A 15,254-nucleotide genomic window follows, 5' to 3' on the forward strand; every position below is an offset into this window, starting at 1 on the left:
GCCGGATCCTGCAAGAACTGTTTTCCTTGCTGCGAGTTTCGTGTAGGCAGCGGAACGGCCAACCGCATCGCGGTCAGCGTCGCCTTCCATCGAGAGCCTGCCTGATGATCATCCTGCGTTCGATCCTCTTCAACCTGGTCTTCTATGCCAATCTGATCGTCCAGATGATCGTGCTGACCCCGGTCTATTTTCTCGTGCCGCGCAAGACAGCCTGGTTCGTGCCGAAGAACTGGGTGCGCAGCAACCACTGGCTCATGCAAAAGATCGTCGGGACGACCTTCGAGATCGAGGGCCTCGAGAACGTTCCACAGGGCGCCTACATCTTCGCGCCGAAGCACCAGTCCTTCTGGGACGCCTATGCGCTTCTGCCCTGGCTCGACGACCCGTTCTACATCCTGAAGCGCGAGCTGACCTGGATCCCGCTCTTCGGCTGGTACATCATCAAGCAGCGCATGGTGCCGGTAAACCGCGCCGCCCGCGGCAAGGCGATGACGGAGGTCATGGAGCGCACCAAGCGGGAAATGGCGACCGGACGTCAGCTGATCATCTATCCGGAAGGCACGCGGCGCCCGCCCGGCGCCCCGCCGGAATACAAGTACGGCATTGCCCGGCTCTACCGCGACCTGCAGGTGCCGGTCGTCCCCGTCGCCATGCATCCGGGCCTCTTCTGGCCACGCCGCAAGTTCCTGCGCTTTCCCGGCCATTTCAAGGTGCGCGTGCTGCCGCCCATCGAAGCCGGCCTTGATCCGGACGCCTTTTTGGCGAAGCTCGTCGAAGTGACCGAGGCCGCTAGCGACGAGCTCCTCGTCGAGACCGTCAAGGCCAATCCTCACCTGCCGCTGCCGCCGACGGCCAAACAGCGCCTGCGCGAACTTGGCGCGGGAAAAGTGACCGATCAGACCTGAGCCGACGCGGCTGCACCGTTGGTAAGACTGGCGGCGACTTCCTCGAGCCAATGGTCGCGGATGCCCATTTCCCTCAGATGGGCAAGCGTGTTGAGCACGTATTCCCGGTTGTTTCCCGACTTGCCCACGGCGGTTGCGACCGTGGCGGCCGCCTGCTCCGCGCTGAGCGCCCCGGCATATTGCACGTGGTTGCGGTCGATCACATAGGCGAGCGCCGGTACGCGCCGGCCGTCGGAGAGCTGCACCGGCATGGTTCGCTCCTTGTAGACCTGCGTGACCAGCTCGCGCTCGCGCAGATAATCGACCACCTCCGCCCTTTCGGCGGCAGCGACGCGAAAGGCCATGCCGATGCAGGAGCCGCCATGGTCCAGTCCGAGCACCAGGCCGGGGTGCCGCTCGGTGCCGCGATGCACCCAGGAATGGACGCAGAGGGAGCGACGATAGCCGAAAGCCCGCGCCGTCAGCTTCTCCTCGAAGCGAAAGCCCGGGTTCCACATCAGCGAGCCGTAGCCAAAGACCCAAAATTCGTCCATATCCGCTGCCATTCAACCAATGTTGCCGCAATAACCGAATCATCCTGGATAGGCGCAGCGGCCGACTGAGAACTTTCTAAAGCGGGATGGGCAAAGCTGTGAAGCGGTTTTCCGCCTGAAGCCGCTCCACCTTGTCGGGAGCTGCGGCGAGCGCGCCGAAGAGTGCATGCGCATCTGCGTCGAAGTCGAGTTCTCCTTAAATCGACCTCGATTTAAGGACAAAGACATGCAGCAATTCAAAGTGCTACAGCGACCTTTGCGCGTCTGATAAGACGCGCGCTGTAGATGCCGATACTGGCCAGCAAAGTGGAGTACGCAATACCATGACGGTAACCGAGGTCGCCAAGGGCCGGCCCGCCAGCAGGAAGTTTCTCTGGCTTGCAGCAGGCATCATCCTCGTCGCCGGCCTCTATTCCGCCGCCTGGTTCGTTGCCGCCGACCAGATCGAGAAACGGTTGCCGGCCTACTTGGCGGAAAAGCAGGCGAGCGGCCTTGGCGGCGAATGCACAGATCTCGACGTGCGCGGCTTTCCGTTCAGGATCGGCCTCTTCTGCGACAAGGTGCGCCTCGACGACACCCGCCGCGGTGCGTCCGCCTCCTTCGGCGCCTTGCGGACGGCGGCACAGGTCTACCAGCCGGGACGCGCCGTCGTCGAACTCGACGGCCCCGCTGAAATCCGGGTCTCGCCCGGGGTTTCGGTGTCCGCCGATTGGACGCTGCTGCATGCAAGCCTTGCGGCGACGCTCTCGGGCATCGACCGTACGTCGATTGCCTACGACAATCTGACCGGCACGATCCGCTCGCCGCTCCTCGGCAAGGGCATAGGTTTCGGCGCCAGCCACGGGGAGATCCATCTACGCCAGAACAGCGATGATCTCGACGCGGCGCTCAGCGTCGAGAAGCTCGACCTGCGGCCCGAGGAAGGCCCGAGCCCCGCCCCGCCGGTCAATCTTGCCGCGGACCTTACGGTCACCGGTAGGGCCGACTGGCTGCGAGGCGGCGCGATCAACCCGCACATGCTGCGCGGTACCAGGGGCGAAATGCGGCAGTTGACGTTGGACGCAGGAAGCGGAATGACCGCCAAGCTCACCGGACCCTTCTCGGTAGACGATCAGGGGCTCGTTTCCGGCGAGTTCTCGCTGACCCTGGTGAACATCGACGCATGGCGCGAGAACCTGGTGAAAGCCGTTCCCGAGGAAACGGACCTCATCAACAATGTCGCCAACGTCTTGACGGCGCTCGCCGCCGGCAAGAACGAAGCGACCGTCAAGCTCAATGTGCGCGACGGCACCGCCTTTCTGGCCTTCGTTCCGATCGGTGTCCTGCCGGCGCTTTGAATCCGGAATTCAGATCTATTTCTGGTCCATGGCATGCCGGCCGAAGTCCGGCATCGCCGTATCCTGACCGGCCTGAATGATCGACCGGCGGATCGCCCGCGTACGGGTGAAGAGATCGAACAGCTTGTCGCCGTCGCCCCAGCGGATCGCGCGCTGCAGCGAGGCAAGATCCTCCGAAAAGCGCGCCAGCATTTCGAGGATCGCGTCCTTGTTGTGCAGGCAGACGTCGCGCCACATGGTCGGGTCCGAGGCGGCAAGACGGGTGAAGTCGCGGAAGCCCGAGGCGGAATATTTGATCACTTCCGACTCGGTCACGGTTGCGAGGTCGTCCGCCGTGCCGACGATGTTGTAGGCGATGATGTGCGGAAGATGCGAGACAATCGCCAGCACCATGTCGTGATGCTCCGGATCCATCTCGTCGACCATCGAGCCGAGCGCCTCCCAGAAAAGCCTGAGCTTTGCGACCGCCTCCTCGTCCGTGCCCGGCGGCGGCGTCAGGATGCACCAGCGACCGCGAAACAGTCCGGCGAAGCCGGCATCCGGACCGGAATGCTCGGTGCCGGCGATCGGGTGACCGGGCACGAAATGCACGCTGTCCGGCAGGTGCGGCGCCATCTGGGCGATCACCGATCCCTTCGTCGAGCCGACATCCGTGACGATCGCCCCTGGCTTCAGATGCGCGGCGATTTCGGCGGCGACGGCACCGGAAGCTCCGACCGGCACGGAGACGATGACGAGATCGGCATCCTTCACCGCCTCGGCGGCCGACAGCGTATAGCGATGCCCGAGGCCGAGCTCGCCGGCGCGCTTCAGGGTCGCTTCGCTGCGCGTCGACACCACGATCGTTCCGGCGAGCTGCCTGTCGAGGATGTCGCGCGCGATCGACGAGCCGATCAGGCCGATGCCGATGAGGGCGATGGTTTCGAACTGCTGAGCCATCATTTCCGTCCCATGAATTCGGTTAGTGCCGCGATCACGCCCTCATTCGCCTCTTCCGAGCCGATGGTCATGCGCAGCGCATTGGGAAAGCCGTAAGCGCTGACGGCACGCAGGATAAACCCGCGGCCGGTCAAAAAGGCATCCGCTTCCTCGGCCGATTTGCCGCCCGCCTCCTGGAAATGGATCAGCACGAAATTGGTGACCGACGGCGTGACACGGAGACCGATCGCCGCCAGGGCTTCGCTCGCCCTTGCGAGCCAGGCGAGGTTGTGATCGACCGCCGCGGCGACGAAGGCCTGGTCCCGGATCGCCGCCGCCCCGGCCGCAATCGCCGGCGCATTGAGGTTGAAGGGGCCGCGCACGCGGTCGACGGCCTCCACAATGTCGCGCGGCGCATACATCCAGCCGATGCGCAGGCCCGCAAGGCCATAGATCTTCGAGAAGGTCCGTGTCATCACCACGTTTCGGTTGGCCGAAACCAACTCCACTCCCGCCTCGTAATCGTTGCGCCGGACATATTCGGCATAAGCCGCATCGAGTACCAGAACGACGCCGGGCGGCAGCCCGGCATGGAGGCGCCGCACCTCGTCGACGGGAATATAGGTTCCCGTCGGGTTTGCCGGATTGGCGATGAAGACGATCTTTGTCCGCTCGGTGACGGCAGCGAGGATCGCGTCGACGTCGACGCGCGCGTCGCTCTCCTTGACCGTCACCGGCCTCCCGCCGGCGGCGGTGATCTGGATCTTGTAGACGAGGAACCCATGCTCGGTGACGATCCCTTCGTCGCCGGGGCCGAGATAGGTGTGGCAGAGGAGCCCCAGCAGCTCGTCCGAGCCGTTGCCGCAGAGAATATTGGCCGGGTTCAGCCCGTGAACCGCGGCAATCGCGTGTTTCAGCGCGTGAGCCTGCCCGTCCGGATAGCGCTCTAGAGTAAACGCCGCCCGCTGGAATGCCTCGATTGCGCGCGGACTCGCGCCGAGCGGCGTTTCGTTCGACGACAGCTTGTGGACCTTCGCCACGCCCGGCGCGTGTTCCCGGCCCGGCACATAGGCGGCAATGTCCAGGATGCCGGGACGCGGCTCGGGGCTCTTCAGGGCAAGGTTCATCGATCGGCTTTCGCGGGGAAGAATGCGGTCCAGCCAATACCGGGGCGCGGCAAATTTGTCGAGTGCGGCGTCGCTGCCGCGTTTACGGGGTTTTGACCTCCGGCGCCCGAGTGCGGGTGCTGGGAACGCCATGCGGTGCCAGCACCGGGACGAAGACGCGGCGCGAGGCGCGCGCCGCCACCGGCAGGCCCTGATAGAGCCGCTTCTGCGCCTCGACGATGATCACCCCGGAAAACACCGGCCAGAGCGAGCGGCCGAAGCGCTCGAGACCATGGCGCAGTCGCAGGATCATCTTTCGTCTCGATGGCGGAAAGAAGAGCGCTTCGGAGCTCGCCCCCGGCGTGAAGTTGGTCTCGCGCAAAAGTGCAGTCAGCTGTCCCCGCGAATAGGGCCGGCCGGAACCGAAGGGCGTGTGCTCCATCCGCGCCCAGACACCGCGACGGTTTGGCACGACGATGACCAGCCGCCCGCCGGGAGCAAGCACGCGCCAGATCTCCTTCATCGTCTCCCGCGGGCTCTCGGCGAATTCCAGCGCATGGACCATCAGCACCCGGTCGATCGAGGCATCCGGCAGCGGCAGTTCCTCGTCGAAGACGAGCGCGGTGGAGGAGAGTTCGGCAACCGGCCAGTTCACCGCGCCTTGTCCGGCCGGCATGAAGGCGAAGGTGCGTTCGGTGTCGGCGCGGAAACGCTCGAGATAGGGAACCGCGTAGCCGAGGCCGACCAGCCGCTCTTCCGGCATGCGCGCCCAGACGGAAGCGATCGCCATGCTGACGGCTTGCTCTGCCATCCGGCCGAGCTCGGAATGATAGAATTGGCGGAGATCGACGATATCTGTATGCATGCGCAACATGTTAGCTTCGAAGCGGTAGACTTCAAGGCGAGGCTCGCTACATTCGGCTACTGCATGTCTCCTAAGATCGACTTCGATTTAGGACAAAGACATGCAGCAATTCAAAGTGCTACAGCGACTTTTGCGCGCCTGATCAGACGCGCAAAAGTCGCTGTAGTCCCGACGCATGCTCCAAGGGAGGCCCAAGCCATGGCCGCGCTCGAACTTGACCTCTTCCTCTGCCGTAGCGACAACTTCGGTGTGCTCGTCCACGATCCGGTAAGCGGCGCAACGGCGTCGATCGACGCACCCGAGGAGCAGCCGATCCTCGAGGCCCTGGAGCGGCGCGGCTGGCACCTCACCCACATCCTGACGACCCATCACCATGGCGACCACGTCGCGGCAAATGTCGGCCTGAAGGAACGCTTCGGCGTCACCATCATCGGTCCAAAGGGCGAGGCTTCGAAGATTCCAGGCATCGACAAGCAAGTGGCGAATGGGGAACGCTTCGTATTCTCCGGCCATCCGGTCGAGGTGATCGAAACGCCCGGTCATACGGCGGGGCACATCTGCTTCCATCTGCCCGAAGACAAGTTGCTCTTCGCCGCCGATACGCTGTTCGCGCTCGGCTGCGGTCGGCTCTTCGAGGGGACGGCCGAGACGATGTGGCAATCGCTGAACCGGCTGATGGCGCTTCCCGACGATACGGCGGTCTATTTCGGCCACGAATACACGCTGTCGAACGCTCATTTCGCCGTGACGATCGATCCGGAAAACTCGGCGCTGAAAGAGCGCGCCGCCGAAATCGAGGAGACCCGTTCGGACGGCGGCTTCACGGCGCCGACGACGATCGGCCTTGAGAAGAGAACCAACCCGTTCCTGCGCGCCGCCGATCCGAAAATCCGCGCTCACCTCGGCATGGAGAAGGCGAGCGATGCAGCCGTCTTCGCGGAAATTCGCAAGCGCAAGGACAATTTCTGATGAGCGCCGCGCGGGAGATGACGGCGGCCACGATCATCGACACGCTGGGGCTCACCCGGCATCCGGAAGGCGGCTGGTACGTCGAGACCTTCCGCGATGCCGACGACGGGTCACGCGGCCACTCGACGGCAATCTACTATCTGCTCGAAAAGGGTGACCGATCGCACTGGCATCGCGTCCGCGATGCAGCCGAAGTCTGGCATCATTACGCCGGGGCGCCGCTCGAACTCAGCATTGCCGAACCCGGAAAGCGGGCCTCACGCCATCGGCTCGGTCCCGACCTTCTGAACGGCGAACGGCCGCAACAGATTGTCCCCGCCGGTTGGTGGCAATCGGCCGCCTCGCTCGGAGACTGGACGCTCGTCGGCTGCACGGTTGCGCCGGGCTTCGACTTTTCCGCCTTCGAGATGGCCGCACCGGATTGGCAGCCGCCGCGAGATTGAGTGTTACTCGGCCGCTTGCGCCGCCGTCCCGCCGCTCCTGAAGATCATATCCTTCGCCGCGAGTACGGCGCCGCCTGTGACGAGCATGCAGGCCAAGGCGATTCGCCAGGACGGCTCGGCAAAGTCGAACAGGATGAGGATCAATGTCGAGAGCACCGGCGCCGCATAGCTCGCAACACCGAGGAACTGGATGTCGCCGTTCTTGACGCCGAAGTCCCAGGCATAGAAGGCAGCGCCGACCGGCAGAAGGCCGAGGCCGGCAACCGCCAGCCATTCCAGGGGCGCCTGCGGCCAGACCGTGGTCTCGAGGCCGAGATGGCAGAGAAGGGAAAGAATCGAGGTCGCTAGGCAAAAGCCGGTCACCACGTCGGTCGAAACTGCGCCGAAACGCCGGGTGATCAGCGAATAGCCGGACCAGGCGAAGGCGCAGAGGAATGCGGCTCCGTAACCGAGTGCATAGGCATCGTCGAAGGCGACGCCGTCGCGTGCCACGATCATGATGGTGCCGGAGAGCCCCGCAAGCGCGCCGGCGATATGGTACCAGCGAAGCCTCTCACCCGGCAGCAGGGCCGAACCGACGACGATCAGAAGCGGCCAGAGATAGGCGATCAGGCCGGCTTCCACCGCCGGGGCATTTCGAAGCGCCGTGAAATAGAGAAAATGGTAGCCGAAAAGTCCGGCAATGCCGGTGATCCAGACCTTGGCCGGCTGCTTCAGAAGCGAGAGGCGTTGAGGTTTCGACGCCAATACGATGATGCCCGGCAGGCTGCCGATCATGAAGCAGATCGCCGAAAGCTGGAACGGCGGCACCTCACCGGAGGCCGCGGTGAAGAGTGCCAGCAGCGACCACATCAGGATTGCCGAAAAACCGACCAGCGTTGCCTTGAACTTCATCCCACTTCCCCTCACGCAGCCCCCGAAGGCGACACCCGGTACGTCCGCGTACCGCCGCGCCCTTCGACTTGTCATGGATTTATCGTGCCTGCGCGATTTTCGAAAGAGGCGACCGGCAGGCCCGACTAGCCGCCAAACCGCGTCGCCGACACGGTCACCGGCCCGATCTTCGTCGGAATGCGGACATAGACGGGGGCATAGACGTCGACCGCCTCCGACTTCGCGAACCAGATTTCCATGGTTTCCAGGCGGCGCAGATATTCGACGTCCTCACGCCCCTTTCGGTACCCGGCCTTCGGCACGAACTTGACGCCGCAGACGATCACCTCGCCGTCAAAGCCCTTGGTCTTGAAGTTCCGCGTGCCCTTGGCCGACAGCCTGATGTCGAGCCGCGATTCGCCGTCGAAGATCGGCAGCGTATTGGGGCAGACGCGGCTTGTCGCCGGAATGATCAGCCCGGAGAGCGGATCGAGGACGTTGCGCATGTCGCGGCTCGTCACCGGTACCCAGTTCTTCGGCAATGGTGTGCGCTTCGGGACCATGCTTGCGCGCACCACATTGCCGTTGCGGAAGCTGACGCTGATCGCCCGGGATTTCTTGCCGCTGCGATAGGACATCGAGTATTGCGTCGCCCGGAGGCGGTCGCGGCCGATCAGCCCGGAAACGCGCGTCTGGCCGGCGGTCGGGCTGATGATGTTCACCAGGCCGGCCGAGTTCAACGTTCCCGAGATCGTATAGCGATTCTGCTCGATCTCGGTGTGGAACGAGGCCCGCGCCAGCGGCAGGCCGGCAAGCGCGATGCTGTAGTCCGTCTGATGCTCGATCTCCGCAGCAAAACAGGCTGTGGAAAACATCGCGGCGGCCAGGAGTGCCGGCACGCGAAAGCCACTGCGCAACATCATTCCCGAAAGCCCCATTGCCAATCTCCTGCAGGATCCGTGAAGCGCGACCGGTTCAAGGACGAAACCATGCAGCAGCTCAAAATGTTACAGTGTCATTCTGCTTCTCGACGACACCCGGCGCGGCCCTGCCGCAATTCCCTGAGATGCAAGCGGTTTGCGGCATTTCTGCGCCCGATTCGTCATAGTCTCTACAGGCGAGACCAAGGGCTTGATTCCGCCTGCGCCAGGAGGAGATAGCGCGGCGCGGCACGGCCGGAAAGATGACGGCTCGCAACCGCGCTGAATTTTTGATAATCCTTGGCAAGGCACGGATTTTGAGGAAAGCGCAGGTTTGGCTTGACTGGCGGGCCATCACTGACTATAGAACCGCGACTTTCCAATAATGGCCAGTAGGAACGCGGCCTGGGCTCTGGGCCCGCTACCGCATTGTCCGGCGGCGAAAAGAAAATAGGTGTACCATGTCCCGTAGTTGCGAATTGACCGGTAAGGGCGTCCAGTCGGGTCACAATGTGAGCCACGCCAACAACAAGACGAAGCGCAAGTTCCTGCCGAACCTGTGCAATGTCACGCTGATTTCCGACGCGCTCGGCCAGCGTTTCCGCCTGCGCGTCTCCGCTGCGGCTCTGCGTTCGGTCGAACACCGCGGCGGTCTCGACGCCTTCCTGCTGAAGGCCGACGAGAACGAGCTGAGCATGCGCGCCCGCCTGCTGCGCCGGCAGATCGTCAAGAAGGCTGCCGAAGCCGCCTGATCGGCGCCGGAACCTTTCCGAACACGGCTTGAAAGGCTTGCGGATCCGTCCGGCAAGCCTTTTTCTCGTGTTCGATTCACCGGCCGGATGCCTGCCTTCGGTCTTGTGCGTCACTGGTGGCATCACCCAGGATAAAAAAATGCTGATCAACCGTACGTTCTTCGTCTATGTCGCGCTGATGACCCTGGTGGTGGTCGCGTCGAACTTCCTCGTGCAGTATCCCCTGCCCGGCTCAATCGCCGGCATGCAGCTCGGCGATCTTCTGACCTGGGGCGCTTTCAGCTATCCCTTCGCCTTCCTGGTCACCGACCTCACGAATCGCCAGTTCGGTCCGCGCATCGCGCGCCGCGTCGTCGTCGCCGGCTTCGTGGTCGCCGTCGCGCTTTCCTTCTTCGCCGCGACGCCGCGGATCGCGATCGCCTCGGGTTCGGCCTTCCTGCTTGGCCAGCTTCTCGATATTTCGGTATTCAACCGGCTGCGGCGTCAGACTTGGTGGCGCGCTCCGCTCGCCGGTTCGCTGATCGGCTCGGGCCTCGACACGGCGATGTTCTTCTCCTTCGCCTTCGCACCGGTCTTCGTCTTCCTCGGCCCGAACGACAGCTTCGCGCTGGAAGCAGCACCGCTCCTCGGCCTCGTCGCCTATGAAGCGCCGCGCTGGATTTCGTGGGCGCTCGGCGATCTGGCGGTGAAGATCCTGTGCGGCATCGTCCTCTTGCTGCCCTATGGTGCGCTGATGAGCGTCGTCAAGCCGATGCCGGCAGCCAAGGCCACCGCGTGAATTTGAAGAGATGAATAGGCGGGGCCCGGGTTGGCCCTGTCGCGCTTCAGTTAGTGTAACCGTCCCTCAGCCGGAACTCGAGCATTAGATTGCGCTCGAGGATCGAATGGTTGTCGTCGGAAACCAGGATCAGCCGAGTCTCGCCGTCAGGCCGGACGACGACATCGAGCCCCTCCATGTTGTCAATCTGGTAGCCCATGTCGGCCTCGAGCAGCACCTCGCCGTCGACCACGGCGCCCGGGCGGATATCGGCGGCGGCAAGCCGCCGGATGCGCATGCCGAGTCCTGAGGCGAGATTGAAGCGGCGCTCCAGGATGAGCAGATCGCCATTCGGCATGAACGCGCCGTCGGTCACCGCATAGGGGTCGTTGCGCACCACCGCGAAGGCGCCCCGCAGCGGACCGTCGAGAATGCCGGCCAGCAGATTGTCGGACGCATCGACGCTACGTTCCGCGACGACCACAGCGGCGCCGGCGAGCGGCCCATCCTTCGGCGCAATTGCGATCGTCTCCAGGCCGCCATTGCTACGCAGCTCCTCGACCCGAAAGGGCAGGCTCATCTGGCCGATCGGCCGCGATCCGGCAAAACCTGGGTCCGGATAGAGATCGACCCGTGCCGCCTGCTCGAAGCTGACGATGACGGCGCCGTCGCGCAGCGCCAGCCCCTCGGAATCCACCATCCATTTCTTGAGCTGAGCCCCGCCATTGGCATCGGTCATTGCGGTGATGGCGAGGTCGGTCGTGCCCAGCAGCCTGCCCGCCGCGTCCCGAATGACGGCGCCCTCGACCCAATGTCCAGTATCGAGAACGGCGACGAAGGATTCGCCACCCGGCCGGAAGCGGATCGCCGAAACCGCTCCGAACAGCGCATTGGGCGAGGTCATCTCGATGCCGCCGATGAATTCGAGCCTGCCGAAGGTCGTCGCGTCGGAGCCGACCTTGAACTGCGAGATCTGCCGGCTGCGGATCGGAGCGATCTCACACAAGGCCTCCGCCTTCGCAGCCACGGTCGACGCCAACAGGAAGAGAACGGCAAGGAATCGGCGGAGCATGTCTAGGCACAACCTTCCAGGGAGGCGACGCAGGTGCTGACCGACGGGCAGCCTCCTAGCAGATGATGGAGATGCAGGCGAATTTGCGGCGTGGCAAACCGCTCAGCCGACCCGGCGCAGGCCCCCGACGCGGCCATGCCTCTCCTCCTCGAAGAGGGCGGCGAGCTGCTCGGTCATGGCGCCGGCCAGTTCGTCCGCATCGACGATCGTCACGGCGCGGCGATAATAGCGCGTCACGTCATGACCGATGCCGATCGCCAGAAGCTCGACCGGCGAGCGCGTCTCGATCTGCTCGATGACGGCGCGCAGATGCCGCTCGAGATAATTGCCGGCGTTCACCGACAGGGTGGAATCGTCGACCGGCGCGCCGTCGGAGATCATCATCAGGATGCGGCGCTGCTCCGGCCGGCCGAGCAGGCGATCATGGGCCCACATCAGCGCCTCGCCGTCGATATTCTCCTTGAGCAGCCCCTCGCGCATCATCAGGCCGAGATTGCGGCGCGCGCGGCGCCAGGGGGCATCGGCCGACTTGTAGACGATGTGGCGCAGGTCGTTGAGGCGGCCCGGCGACTGCGGCTTGCCGCCGGCCAGCCATTTCTCGCGGGATTGTCCGCCCTTCCACGCCTTGGTGGTGAAGCCGAGGATCTCGACCTTGACGCCGCAGCGCTCCAGCGTGCGGGCCAGGATGTCCGCGCAGGTGGCCGCGACGGTGATCGGCCGGCCGCGCATCGAGCCGGAATTGTCGATGAGCAGCGTCACGACCGTGTCGCGGAAATTCGTATCCTTCTCCCGCTTGAAGGACAGCGGCTGCATCGGATCGATGATGATCCGCTGCAGCCGCGCAGTGTCGAGGAACCCCTCCTCGAGGTCGAACTCCCAGGAACGGTTCTGCTGCGCCATCAGCCGCCGCTGCAGGCGGTTGGCGAGGCGGCCGACGGCCCCCTGCAGGTGTGCCAGCTGCTTGTCGAGGAAGGCACGCAGGCGGTCGAGTTCCGCCTCCTCGCAGAGCTCCTCGGCTGTGATGGTCTCGTCGAATTCGCGCGTATAGACCGCGTAGTCGACCTTTTCGTTCAGATCGGCGAAGGGGTGGTTCGGCCGCTTGACCTCGCCGGGCGTCTCGCTGTCTTCGTCGCCCTCGTCCTGAAGGTCGTCGTCGGAGATCTCGGCGCCGTCCATCTCGCCTTCTTCCATCTGCTCCTCGGCAGACTGGTTTTCATCGGCGGGGGCGGCATCGGAGCCCTCCTCCTCTTCGCTGGCGTTCTCGTCCTGCTCCTGGCTGCGCGGCTGGTCCTCGTCGGTCTCGCTTTCCTGCTCGTCCGGCTCGATATCGTCCTCGCCGTATTTCTCGGCCACATCCATCGAGGCAAGCATGTCGCGCACCACCCGGGCGAAGGCGTGCTGGTCGTTGATCGCCGCCGGCAGGTGCCCGATGTCGGCGGAGGCCTTCTGCTCGATGAAATCGCGCCAGAGGTCGAGCACCTTGCCGGCCGCCGCCGGCGGCTTCTTGCCCGTCAGCTTTTCCCTGACCAGCAGCGCCACCGCCTCTTCGAGCGGTGCATCCGCTTGCGCTTCGATGGAGCCGAAATTGGCCTTGGCATATTTCTCCTCGAGCATGGAGGAGAGATTGTCGGCAACGCCTGGCATGCGGATCGCCCCGATCGCTTCGACCCGCGCCTGCTCGACGGCATCGAAAATCGCCCGCGCATCGGCGCCCTGCGGCGACATGGTCGCATGGATGCGGTGGTTGTGGCAGGCCTTGCGCAGCGCCATGGAATCGCCCAGACCGCGCGCCACGGCGAGTTCGTGCCGGGTCGGACGCTTCGAAAGCTCCGGCAGCCGAATGCGCTCGCCGGTCATCCCGGGGCGCTCGTTCGCGAAGGCGACTTCGAGCTCCGCATCCCCGGCGATCGACCGGACGCAGCCGGAAAGCGCCCGCTTGAACGGTTCAGCGGCGTTTTCCCTCGTTTGCGGCTTCGCCTTTGAATTCGAGCTCACGACAGTTCCTTCTTCAGCCGGCTCCGGCTGATACCGAGCGCATCACCGATGTACCTAAGCGCCGGCGGCTCCGGGCGGGTGCCGGCGCTTGGGCGAACTCAGGCAGTCGCTTCCAGCACGATATTGGCGGCGCTTTCCTTGAGCTCGACACCGAAGGCACGCTGGTAGTGCTCGGCGACCAGGGCCCGCTCCAGCTCGTCGCATTTGTTGAGGAAGGTCACACGGAACGCGAAGGCGATATCGCCGAAGATATGGGCGTTCTCGGCCCAGGTGATCACCGTGCGCGGGCTCATCACCGTCGAGAGGTCGCCATTGATGAAAGCGGCGCGCGTGAGATCGGCGACGCGCACCATCTTCGACACGGTCTCGCGGCCCTTGTCGGCCGTGAAGCCTTTCACCTTGGCAGCGACGATGTCGACCTCCTTGTCGTGCTGCAGGTAGTTGAGCGCGGTCACGATCGACCAGCGGTCCATCTGCGCCTGATTGATCTGCTGCGTGCCGTGATAGAGCCCGGTCGTGTCCCCGAGGCCGATCGTGTTGGCGGTGGCAAACAGGCGGAAGGCCGGGTGCGGGCGGATGACGCGGCTCTGGTCGAGCAACGTGAGGCGGCCGGAGGATTCCAGCACCCGCTGAATGACGAACATGACGTCCGGACGACCGGCATCATACTCGTCGAACACGAGCGCGACATTGTGCTGATAGGCCCAGGGCAGGATGCCGTCCTTGAATTCAGTGATCTGCAGCCCGTCCTTGACGACGATTGCATCCTTGCCGACGAGATCGATACGGCTGACATGGCTGTCCAGATTGATGCGCACGCAGGGCCAGTTGAGCCGCGACGCCACCTGCTCGATATGGGTCGACTTGCCGGTCCCGTGATAGCCGGAAACCATCACGCGTCGGTTGTGGGCAAAGCCTGCAAGAATGGCGAGCGTCGTTTCCCGGTCAAAAAGATAATCGGGATCGAGATCGGGCACATAGGCGTCGCCCTTCGAATAGGCTGGAACGCGCAGATCCGTATCGATGCCGAAAGCCTCCCGGACCGAGATCGTCGTATCGGGGAGGTTGGAAATGTCGAGGTCAATCTTGCTCATCATGTCTCCAGAGCGGCCGCCGGACGGCAGCCGCGCATTCGCCTGCAAAAGTGTTTTCTGTCTTAATCCGCGTTGTTAGCAGAAACCAGCCTGTTTTAACAATTGATAGGCCTGAATCACGGCCCGAAAACGGTCTTCCGAGCCCCTGTCTCCGCCATTCGCATCGGGGTGGTGTTTCTTCACGAGGTCCTTGTACGCGGCCTTGATATCGGCGGAGGTTGCCGAGGCGGCGAGCCCGAGCGTTTCGAAGGCCTTGGCCTCGAGCGTCTTCAGCTTGCGCAACCGCGGCTCGTGCCGCGCCTGCCGGGCGCGCGCCTCGTTGAAGAAGCCGAACGGATCCCGCATGCGCGCCTGGGCGCCGGCGCTGCCGGAACGCATCTGCGATTGTGTCGGGCCGTTGCGGGCACTCTTGTTGACGCCGACCGTCCAGGTGGGACGATGCCCTGTGACCGCTTCCTTCTGGTAGCGGGCGATCTCGGTGTCCGAGAGCCCGGAGAAATAATTGTATCCCTTGTTGTATTCCTTCACGTGCTCGAAGCAGAACAGGAAATACTCGCCTTCCGCATTTCGGCCGACCGGAGCCCGATGCACGCCCGTCTTGTCGCAGCCGTCCCACTGGCACGTCGGCGTAGACGGCTCCACGCGCGCCTGTGCCCCCTTGGGGCGCGTGCGGATTCGATCGAAGTATTTTGAATCGAGCTTCATGGCAGCCATT

At 64.1% G+C, this 15,254-nt stretch carries 16 protein-coding genes; 6 read left to right on the forward strand and 10 right to left on the reverse strand.

Features of this window, described 5'->3' with window-relative positions; translation table 11 throughout:
- Nucleotides 1–104 precede the first annotated feature (104 nt).
- Entirely contained in the window at nucleotides 105–905 is an 801-nt protein-coding gene (locus tag NXT3_RS16005) for a lysophospholipid acyltransferase family protein (protein WP_097526580.1), read from the forward strand.
- On the opposite strand, the gene NXT3_RS16010 is transcribed toward NXT3_RS16005, so the two are convergent.
- On the reverse strand, nucleotides 896–1,450 hold the full coding sequence (locus NXT3_RS16010; RefSeq protein ID WP_104839685.1) for a gamma-glutamylcyclotransferase: 555 nt from the start codon (nucleotides 1,448–1,450) through the stop codon (nucleotides 896–898). The genes NXT3_RS16005 and NXT3_RS16010 overlap by 10 nt on opposite strands.
- Nucleotides 1,451–1,761: 311 nt before the next feature.
- On the opposite strand from NXT3_RS16010, the gene NXT3_RS16020 reads away from it, so the two are divergent.
- Entirely contained in the window at nucleotides 1,762–2,775 is a 1,014-nt protein-coding gene (locus NXT3_RS16020) for a DUF2125 domain-containing protein (RefSeq protein ID WP_037419803.1), read from the forward strand.
- Between the two features lie 15 nt (nucleotides 2,776–2,790).
- On the opposite strand, the gene NXT3_RS16025 is transcribed toward NXT3_RS16020, so the two are convergent.
- The 3 genes from NXT3_RS16025 to NXT3_RS16035 all read right to left on the reverse strand — a co-directional run bounded on the left by NXT3_RS16025 (nucleotide 2,791) and on the right by NXT3_RS16035 (nucleotide 5,673).
- Nucleotides 2,791–3,717: a prephenate/arogenate dehydrogenase family protein gene (locus tag NXT3_RS16025; RefSeq protein ID WP_097526584.1), complete on the reverse strand. Its 927-nt coding sequence runs from the start codon at nucleotides 3,715–3,717 to the stop codon at nucleotides 2,791–2,793.
- A complete protein-coding gene (gene hisC / locus NXT3_RS16030) occupies nucleotides 3,714–4,820 on the reverse strand; it encodes a histidinol-phosphate transaminase (protein ID WP_097526585.1) in 1,107 nt (368 codons plus the stop codon). The genes NXT3_RS16025 and hisC overlap by 4 nt, the downstream gene beginning before the upstream one ends.
- 82 nt (nucleotides 4,821–4,902) lie before the next feature.
- Nucleotides 4,903–5,673, reverse strand: coding sequence for a class I SAM-dependent methyltransferase (locus tag NXT3_RS16035; RefSeq protein ID WP_097526586.1), 771 nt, complete (start codon nucleotides 5,671–5,673; stop codon nucleotides 4,903–4,905).
- 189 nt (nucleotides 5,674–5,862) lie between these two features.
- On the opposite strand from NXT3_RS16035, the gene gloB reads away from it, so the two are divergent.
- Together gloB and NXT3_RS16045 are read left to right on the forward strand one after the other, a co-directional pair.
- Nucleotides 5,863–6,633: a hydroxyacylglutathione hydrolase gene (gene gloB, locus NXT3_RS16040; protein ID WP_104839686.1), complete on the forward strand. Its 771-nt coding sequence runs from the start codon at nucleotides 5,863–5,865 to the stop codon at nucleotides 6,631–6,633.
- Nucleotides 6,633–7,076 carry a cupin domain-containing protein gene (locus NXT3_RS16045; RefSeq protein WP_104839687.1) on the forward strand — a complete coding sequence of 148 codons (444 nt, stop codon included), beginning with the start codon at nucleotides 6,633–6,635 and terminating at the stop codon, nucleotides 7,074–7,076. Before gloB ends, NXT3_RS16045 begins: the two co-directional genes overlap by 1 nt.
- A 3-nt stretch (nucleotides 7,077–7,079) precedes the next feature.
- On the opposite strand, the gene NXT3_RS16050 is transcribed toward NXT3_RS16045, so the two are convergent.
- Together NXT3_RS16050 and NXT3_RS16055 are read right to left on the reverse strand one after the other, a co-directional pair.
- Complete coding sequence (locus NXT3_RS16050; RefSeq protein ID WP_037419815.1) at nucleotides 7,080–7,970, reverse strand: aromatic amino acid exporter YddG; 891 nt, start codon at nucleotides 7,968–7,970, stop codon at nucleotides 7,080–7,082.
- Nucleotides 7,971–8,095: 125 nt separating this feature from the next.
- Nucleotides 8,096–8,887 (reverse strand): DUF3108 domain-containing protein, encoded by a 792-nt coding sequence (locus NXT3_RS16055; protein WP_162109123.1) that lies wholly within the window; start codon nucleotides 8,885–8,887, stop codon nucleotides 8,096–8,098.
- A 443-nt stretch (nucleotides 8,888–9,330) separates the two neighbouring features.
- Between NXT3_RS16055 and rpmB the strand changes: the two genes are divergently transcribed.
- Nucleotides 9,331–9,621, forward strand: a complete 291-nt coding sequence (gene rpmB / locus NXT3_RS16060) for a 50S ribosomal protein L28 (protein WP_012709220.1) — start codon at nucleotides 9,331–9,333, stop codon at nucleotides 9,619–9,621.
- Nucleotides 9,622–9,760: 139 nt separating this feature from the next.
- Nucleotides 9,761–10,399 carry a VUT family protein gene (locus tag NXT3_RS16065; protein ID WP_037420118.1) on the forward strand — a complete coding sequence of 213 codons (639 nt, stop codon included), beginning with the start codon at nucleotides 9,761–9,763 and terminating at the stop codon, nucleotides 10,397–10,399.
- A 46-nt stretch (nucleotides 10,400–10,445) separates the two neighbouring features.
- Here the strand turns inward: NXT3_RS16065 and NXT3_RS16070 are convergent, their stop codons facing one another.
- From NXT3_RS16070 to NXT3_RS16085, 4 genes are all read right to left on the reverse strand, one after another.
- On the reverse strand, nucleotides 10,446–11,450 hold the full coding sequence (locus NXT3_RS16070) for an esterase-like activity of phytase family protein (protein WP_104839688.1): 1,005 nt from the start codon (nucleotides 11,448–11,450) through the stop codon (nucleotides 10,446–10,448).
- 102 nt (nucleotides 11,451–11,552) lie between these two features.
- Nucleotides 11,553–13,445 carry a cobaltochelatase subunit CobT gene (gene cobT / locus NXT3_RS16075; RefSeq protein ID WP_097526590.1) on the reverse strand — a complete coding sequence of 631 codons (1,893 nt, stop codon included), beginning with the start codon at nucleotides 13,443–13,445 and terminating at the stop codon, nucleotides 11,553–11,555.
- A 98-nt stretch (nucleotides 13,446–13,543) separates the two neighbouring features.
- Nucleotides 13,544–14,539 carry a cobaltochelatase subunit CobS gene (gene cobS / locus NXT3_RS16080; protein ID WP_037419822.1) on the reverse strand — a complete coding sequence of 332 codons (996 nt, stop codon included), beginning with the start codon at nucleotides 14,537–14,539 and terminating at the stop codon, nucleotides 13,544–13,546.
- A gap of 75 nt (nucleotides 14,540–14,614) precedes the next feature.
- On the reverse strand, nucleotides 14,615–15,253 hold the full coding sequence (locus tag NXT3_RS16085) for a J domain-containing protein (protein ID WP_095678005.1): 639 nt from the start codon (nucleotides 15,251–15,253) through the stop codon (nucleotides 14,615–14,617).
- Nucleotide 15,254: the final 1 nt, after the last annotated feature.

Origin of the sequence: Sinorhizobium fredii (genome assembly GCF_002944405.1) — a bacterium.
Taxonomy (GTDB): domain Bacteria; phylum Pseudomonadota; class Alphaproteobacteria; order Rhizobiales; family Rhizobiaceae; genus Sinorhizobium; species Sinorhizobium fredii_C.

Excerpts from the sequence above, each read along its gene's own strand:
- NXT3_RS16085 (WP_095678005.1), bottom strand. The coding sequence starts at position 15,253 with ATGGCTGCCATGAAGCTCGATTCAAAATACTTCGATCGAATCCGCACG.
- NXT3_RS16050 (WP_037419815.1), bottom strand. The coding sequence starts at position 7,970 with ATGAAGTTCAAGGCAACGCTGGTCGGTTTTTCGGCAATCCTGATGTGG.
- NXT3_RS16035 (WP_097526586.1), bottom strand. The coding sequence starts at position 5,673 with ATGTTGCGCATGCATACAGATATCGTCGATCTCCGCCAATTCTATCAT.
- NXT3_RS16005 (WP_097526580.1), top strand. The coding sequence starts at position 105 with ATGATCATCCTGCGTTCGATCCTCTTCAACCTGGTCTTCTATGCCAAT.
- hisC (WP_097526585.1), bottom strand. The coding sequence starts at position 4,820 with ATGAACCTTGCCCTGAAGAGCCCCGAGCCGCGTCCCGGCATCCTGGAC.
- NXT3_RS16055 (WP_162109123.1), bottom strand. The coding sequence starts at position 8,887 with ATGGGGCTTTCGGGAATGATGTTGCGCAGTGGCTTTCGCGTGCCGGCA.
- NXT3_RS16070 (WP_104839688.1), bottom strand. The coding sequence starts at position 11,450 with ATGCTCCGCCGATTCCTTGCCGTTCTCTTCCTGTTGGCGTCGACCGTG.
- NXT3_RS16020 (WP_037419803.1), top strand. The coding sequence starts at position 1,762 with ATGACGGTAACCGAGGTCGCCAAGGGCCGGCCCGCCAGCAGGAAGTTT.
- NXT3_RS16025 (WP_097526584.1), bottom strand. The coding sequence starts at position 3,717 with ATGATGGCTCAGCAGTTCGAAACCATCGCCCTCATCGGCATCGGCCTG.
- cobS (WP_037419822.1), bottom strand. The coding sequence starts at position 14,539 with ATGAGCAAGATTGACCTCGACATTTCCAACCTCCCCGATACGACGATC.
- NXT3_RS16010 (WP_104839685.1), bottom strand. The coding sequence starts at position 1,450 with ATGGCAGCGGATATGGACGAATTTTGGGTCTTTGGCTACGGCTCGCTG.
- gloB (WP_104839686.1), top strand. The coding sequence starts at position 5,863 with ATGGCCGCGCTCGAACTTGACCTCTTCCTCTGCCGTAGCGACAACTTC.
- NXT3_RS16065 (WP_037420118.1), top strand. The coding sequence starts at position 9,761 with ATGCTGATCAACCGTACGTTCTTCGTCTATGTCGCGCTGATGACCCTG.
- rpmB (WP_012709220.1), top strand. The coding sequence starts at position 9,331 with ATGTCCCGTAGTTGCGAATTGACCGGTAAGGGCGTCCAGTCGGGTCAC.
- NXT3_RS16045 (WP_104839687.1), top strand. The coding sequence starts at position 6,633 with ATGAGCGCCGCGCGGGAGATGACGGCGGCCACGATCATCGACACGCTG.